Below are 5,395 nucleotides of genomic sequence, written 5' to 3'. Positions count from 1 at the left end.
TTTAGCTGCTCTCGCTCACAGACCTCCATCCTCTCCTCACTTGATCCTGCTGTCAAAATTTGAATTTAGAATTGCTGATCCCGATCGCAAGTATCAAAGAAGTTCAAACCCGCTTTGTCAGCTTAGATAATGCAAAACAAACGACAACCTATTATTACAACCATTTAATTGACGGGGGACGTAAACCACAAACTGGCGATTTGATTCTCAGTCGTAACGCTACCGTTGGTGAAGTTGCCCAAGTTGCGGATTGGCATCCTCCTTTCGCAATGGGACAAGATGTCTGCCTGTTGAGAAAAAATCTGCTGACTTTTCAACTGGTTTTCTCCAATCAATAATCTCTTCCTGGATAGTTTGTAGCCAGTTAGAGGATTTGATGGTTGGTTCAACTTTCCGCCGAGTGAACGTCCAGCAAATCAAAAATTTGGTCGTTCCAATGCCACGACCAGAAGAACAACGATCGATCGCCCAAGCTCTATCCGACGTCGATCACCTGATTGCCGCACTGGATAAAGCGATCGCCAAAAAGCGCCATCTCAAAACCGCCACGATGCAGCAACTCCTCACAGGCAAAAAACGCCTGCCGGGGTTTGGTGAGGGGAAGGGCTATCAGCAAACTGAAGTTGGTGCAATTCCTGAAGATTGGAGCGTTTTCAAATTCTCGGACATAATGAGATTGATAACTTGTGGCATTGCAGCAACACCTCAGTATGTTGTTGAGGGAAGAGGATACCCTTTTCTATCCAGCAGCAACGTAAAGTTTGGAAGGGTAATTTGGTCAAACTTCAAGTACGTCACTAAAGAGCTTTCATCATCAGCTTTATAGAAATAATCCGCCCCAGAAAGGTGACGTTCTCTACTCAAGAGTAGGCACTATAGGTGAGGCTGCTGTTATTGAAGTAGATTTTGAATTTTCTATCTATGTATCTTTAACGCTTATAAAGCCTGGGCAGAACTTAGATAGTTACTTCCTAATGCATCTACTTAACAGCCATCCATACAAGCAGCGGGCAAATGAACAAGTTTATCTGGGGTCAGGCGTAGGTAATCTGAATGTCGATGTTGTGAGAACTTATCCAATCATCCTTCCAGCAAAGGAAGAACAACAGGCGATCGCCACTGTTCTCTCTGACATGGATGCCGAAATTGCTGCCCTAGAAAACCGCCTCGCCAAAACCCAGGCACTCAAACAGGGCATGATGCAAGCACTCCTCACTGGCAAGGTAAGGCTTAAAATTGAGGCATGAATCGATAGAGGGAGGGAGGGAAAATGGTTGATCCAGAGTTAATGCAAAAGCTGCAAGGGGTATCGATCGAAGATCGCATTCTTGTGATTGAGGCAATTCTGCAAACGGTCAAGCAGGATATGCAACAAGGAACCTCTCCCAAACCTGAGCCTAATCACCGTCCCGCTTTTGGGTTCATGCAAGACACCGGGGCAATTCTTGGCGATGTCATTGCTCCAGTCCTGCCTGAGACTGCCTGGGAAGTGCTCCAGTGAAACTTCTCCTTGATACCCATATCTGGCTCTGGTACGCTCTCGGCAACGCTCAACTCTCAGAAAACCTGCGATCATCGATCGCAGCAGAAACTACGGAGCTTTGGCTCAGCCCCATTAGTGTCTGGGAAGTGATGCTTCTGGTAGAAAAAGGACGCATCTCTCTGCAATTGGATGCTGCCACCTGGATTGATCAATCCCTCAAAGCACTGTCAATCCGTGAAGCTGCCCTTAATCATCAGATTGCCATCCTCAGTCGTCAGGTCAATCTATCTCATCAAGATCCTGCCGATCGCTTCATTGCTGCCACTGACCTCCACTACCAACTCCAGCTTGCCACCGTTGATGCCCGTCTCACAAATGTTGATTGGTTGCAAACCCTCAGTTAGCGAAAAACTATGCCTAAAACCCAGCAAGAAATTGTTAGTCAGGGCTATCAAGCGTTAGTCAATTCCCTTGGAGTTGTCGATGCCATTCGGTTTATTCAGCATTGCACACCCGGTCAAGGCGATTACACCCACGATCGCCATCAGTGGCTAGACAAAACCCCACTAGAAGACATTCTGACCGCCATCAGACAGCGCCAAGAAGACGATCCCAACCAGTACGATGAAATCATCGAGTAGTGTTCTTTTGTGTTTCAGATGAGGAATGGCGATCGCTTCAGCACTGTGAAGATAATGGAACCCCTGTTGTTTCATAAAACTGGGTTGTTATAACTGGGAAAGCAATCCATTGACAGCGATGCTGCTATCTGGCATCCAACACAAGGAAAAGAACCCGTGAGCACTGTCGGTCAGATTGAGCGGATCACCCAAACGCGCATCGTTAAGCTGTTTCAAACCCATCTGGGCTATACCTACCTGGGCAATTGGGAAACCCGCGACAACAACCGCAACATCGAAGCCGCCTTGCTGAGCCAATGGCTGAAGCAGCGAGGTCTGATCGACACCCTAATTAATAAAACCCTGCGCGAACTCGACCAGGCAGCCGTTCTCGGCGAAGGGCAAAACCTCTACGATGCCAACAAAGCCGTCTATCGCCTTTTACGCTATGGGGTCAAAGTCAAAGAAGGCGCAGGGCAACAGAACCAAACCATCTGGCTAATCGATTGGGAGCATCCAGAGCAGAACGAGTTTGCGATCGCCGAAGAAGTCACCATCAAAGGGGAAAACAAAAAACGCCCCGATATCGTTCTCTACGTCAACGGCATCGCGTTAGAGGTGTTAGAACTCAAACGCTCCAGCGTCGCGATCGGCGAAGGCATCCGCCAAAACCTCGACAACCAGAAAAAAACCTTTATCCGTCCTTTCTTCACCACGATGCAACTGGTGATGGCAGGCAACGACACCCAGGGTCTTCGCTATGGCACCATTGAAACCCCCGAAAAATACTATCTGCAATGGAAGGAAGCGGTAGACAATCCCTTCAATAATCCCCTAGACTGGCACCTCAGTCTGCTGTGCAACAAACACCGCTTCCTGGAGATGATCCATGACTTCATCGTGTTCGACTCCGGCACCAAAAAGACCTGCTGCCACAACCAATACTTCGGCACTCAAGCCGCCCAGCAGCACGTCCAGCGCCGTGAAGGGGGCATCATCTGGCATACCCAGGGTTCCGGCAAAAGTCTGACGATGGTGTGGCTCGCCAAATGGCTTCGAGAAAACGTCACCGATGCGCGGGTGTTGATTATTACCGATCGCACCGAACTTGACGAGCAGATCGAGAAAGTCTTCAAAGGCGTGGATGAAGATATCTACCGCACCACCAGCGGAGCCGACCTGCTTACAACCCTGGATCAAACCACACCCTGGCTGGTCTGCTCTCTCGTGCATAAATTTGGTGGGGGTGAAGGGCGATCGCAGAACGATGCCCACCGCCCAATTCATCAAAGACCTGCAAAGTCAGCGGCTCAGCAACTTCAGCCCTAAAGGTGAACTCTTTGTGTTCGTCGATGAGTGTCATCGCACACAATCCGGCGAGCTGCACAAGGCAATGACAGCACTCTTGCCCCACGCCGCCTTCATCGGGTTCACCGGCACGCCCCTCCTCAAACAAGACAAGCAAAAAAGCATCGAAATCTTTGGCAGCTACATCCACACCTACAAATTTGACGAAGCCGTTGCCGATGGGGTCGTTCTCGACTTGCGCTACGAAGCTCGCGATATTGACCAACACCTCACCTCCCAACAAAAAATCGACCAGTGGTTTGAAGCCAAAACCCGTGGTTTATCAGACATCGCCAAGACGCAGCTCAAACAAAAATGGGGCACGCTGCAAAAGGTACTCTCTAGCCAATCGCGCTTGGAGCAAATCGTCAAAGACATCCTGCTAGACATGGACACCAAACCCCGTCTAATGGATGGGCGCGGCAACGCCATGCTGGTCTGTGCCAGCATCTACCAGGCGTGTAAAGTCTATGAACTCTTCAGCCGCACCGACCTGGCAAACAAGTGCGCCATCATTACCAGCTACAAGCCCTCTCCCGCCGATATCAAAGGCGAAGAAAGCGGCGAAGGTCTCACCGAAAAGCTGAACCAGTACGCCATTTACCGCAAAATGCTGTCTGAGTACTTTGGTGAGTCCGAAGATAAAGCCATGGTGCGGGTCGAAGAATTCGAGAAGAAGGTCAAAGAACGCTTCATCAATGAACCGGGACAGATGCGCCTGCTGATTGTGGTCGATAAGCTGCTGACGGGCTTCGATGCGCCTTCTGTCACCTACCTTTACATTGACAAGCAGATGCGCGACCACAGCTTATTCCAGGCAATTTGTCGCGTCAACCGGCTAGATGGCGACGACAAAGAATACGGATACATCGTGGATTACAAAGACCTGTTCCAGCGCCTAAAGGGAGCGATCTGCGACTACACCAGCGGCGCACTCGATGGCTATGCCCCAGAAGATGTCGCCGGACTGCTCACTGATCGTCTGGAGAAAGCCCGCGATCGCCTGGAAGAAACCCTGGAAACCGTCAAAGCCTTGTGCGAACCTGTCCAGCGCCCACGCGAGACCCAAGATTACTTGCACTACTTCTGTACCATAGACACCAGCGACCAAGACACTTTAGCCAACAACGAACCTAAACGGGTTGCCCTCTATCAGGCAGTAGCCGCCTTAATGCGTGCCTATGCCAACCTGGCAAACGAAATGGCTGAAGCAGGCTACAGTGCGCAGGAAACTGTCACGATCAAAGCCGACGTGGAGCATTACACCAAGATGCGTGATGAGGTCAAAGTTGCCAGCGGTGACTACCTCGATATGAAGCGCTACGAACCCGCCATGCATCACCTGCTCGACAGCTATATTCGTGCGGATGAAAGCATCGTCGTCTCTGAGTTTGAAGACCTGGGACTAGTGGAACTTATCGTCCAAAAGGGACTGGGCGCACTGGAAACACTGCCTACCGGGTTGAAAGAGCCAGCCGCGATGGCAGAAACCATCGAGAACAATCTGCGGAAAACCATCATTGATGAAAATCCAGTCAACCCCAAATACTATGAACAGATGTCCGCGTTGCTCGATGCTCTGATTCAGGAGCGCCGGGAACAGGCGATCGATTATCAGGAGTATCTAGAGAAAGTCAAACAGCTCGCCCGCCAGGTCAAGCAACCTACAGGCACGTCCCAGACAGCCTATCCCCCGTCCCTCAACACTACCGCCAAGCGATCGCTCTACGACAACCTGGAAAATGATGAAGCCCTTGCGCTCCGCATTGACACCGCTGTACGGTACACCAAAAAAGAAGGCTGGATCGGCAACCGTTTCAAAGAGCGAGAAGTCGCCAAAGCCGTGTGGAGGAAGCAGCAGGGTATAACATTAGAGCTGTTGCTTTATAAAAAGCGCTCAAACTCTTTCAAAACCTATTCTTTCTTCTTCCTTTTCTCTCTGGGT

General features: G+C 50.2%; 7 protein-coding genes and 1 pseudogene. All 8 read left to right on the top strand.

Annotated features, from left to right (window positions below; translation table 11 throughout):
• Window positions 1-59: 59 nt before the first annotated feature.
• Window positions 60-338, top strand: a complete 279-nt coding sequence (locus C7B82_RS32030; protein ID WP_181357389.1) for a restriction endonuclease subunit S domain-containing protein — start codon at window positions 60-62, stop codon at window positions 336-338.
• On the top strand, window positions 251-826 hold the full coding sequence (locus C7B82_RS07470) for a restriction endonuclease subunit S (RefSeq protein WP_106255676.1): 576 nt from the start codon (window positions 251-253) through the stop codon (window positions 824-826). The genes C7B82_RS32030 and C7B82_RS07470 overlap by 88 nt, the downstream gene beginning before the upstream one ends.
• Before the next feature lie 16 nt (window positions 827-842).
• Window positions 843-1,247: pseudogene (locus C7B82_RS07465) on the top strand (restriction endonuclease subunit S); the annotation flags it as partial.
• Between the two features lie 23 nt (window positions 1,248-1,270).
• The gene (locus C7B82_RS07460; protein ID WP_106255674.1) at window positions 1,271-1,501 is read left to right on the top strand and encodes a hypothetical protein; all 231 of its coding nucleotides are present in this window, start codon (window positions 1,271-1,273) and stop codon (window positions 1,499-1,501) included.
• Window positions 1,498-1,887 (top strand): type II toxin-antitoxin system VapC family toxin, encoded by a 390-nt coding sequence (locus tag C7B82_RS07455; RefSeq protein WP_106255673.1) that lies wholly within the window; start codon window positions 1,498-1,500, stop codon window positions 1,885-1,887. Before C7B82_RS07460 ends, C7B82_RS07455 begins: the two co-directional genes overlap by 4 nt.
• A 9-nt stretch (window positions 1,888-1,896) precedes the next feature.
• Window positions 1,897-2,124: a hypothetical protein gene (locus tag C7B82_RS07450; RefSeq protein ID WP_106255672.1), complete on the top strand. Its 228-nt coding sequence runs from the start codon at window positions 1,897-1,899 to the stop codon at window positions 2,122-2,124.
• A 156-nt stretch (window positions 2,125-2,280) separates the two neighbouring features.
• The gene (locus tag C7B82_RS35035; RefSeq protein ID WP_219904117.1) at window positions 2,281-3,432 is read left to right on the top strand and encodes a type I restriction endonuclease; all 1,152 of its coding nucleotides are present in this window, start codon (window positions 2,281-2,283) and stop codon (window positions 3,430-3,432) included.
• Window positions 3,371-5,395, top strand: a 2,025-nt coding sequence (locus C7B82_RS35030) for a type I restriction endonuclease subunit R (RefSeq protein ID WP_281258937.1), incomplete at its 3' end; no start/stop codon positions are given. The genes C7B82_RS35035 and C7B82_RS35030, both read left to right, overlap by 62 nt.

Source organism: Stenomitos frigidus ULC18 (genome assembly GCF_003003795.1).
In the GTDB taxonomy this organism is placed as follows: domain Bacteria; phylum Cyanobacteriota; class Cyanobacteriia; order Leptolyngbyales; family Leptolyngbyaceae; genus Stenomitos; species Stenomitos frigidus_A.
The sequence above is the reverse complement of the archived record's forward strand: the minus strand, read 5'-3'. Positions and strand labels throughout refer to the sequence as shown.

Bases quoted from the DNA above. Each gene is read 5' to 3' on its own strand.
- C7B82_RS07460 (WP_106255674.1), top strand. From the start codon at position 1,271: ATGGTTGATCCAGAGTTAATGCAAAAGCTGCAAGGGGTATCGATCGAA.
- C7B82_RS07450 (WP_106255672.1), top strand. From the start codon at position 1,897: ATGCCTAAAACCCAGCAAGAAATTGTTAGTCAGGGCTATCAAGCGTTA.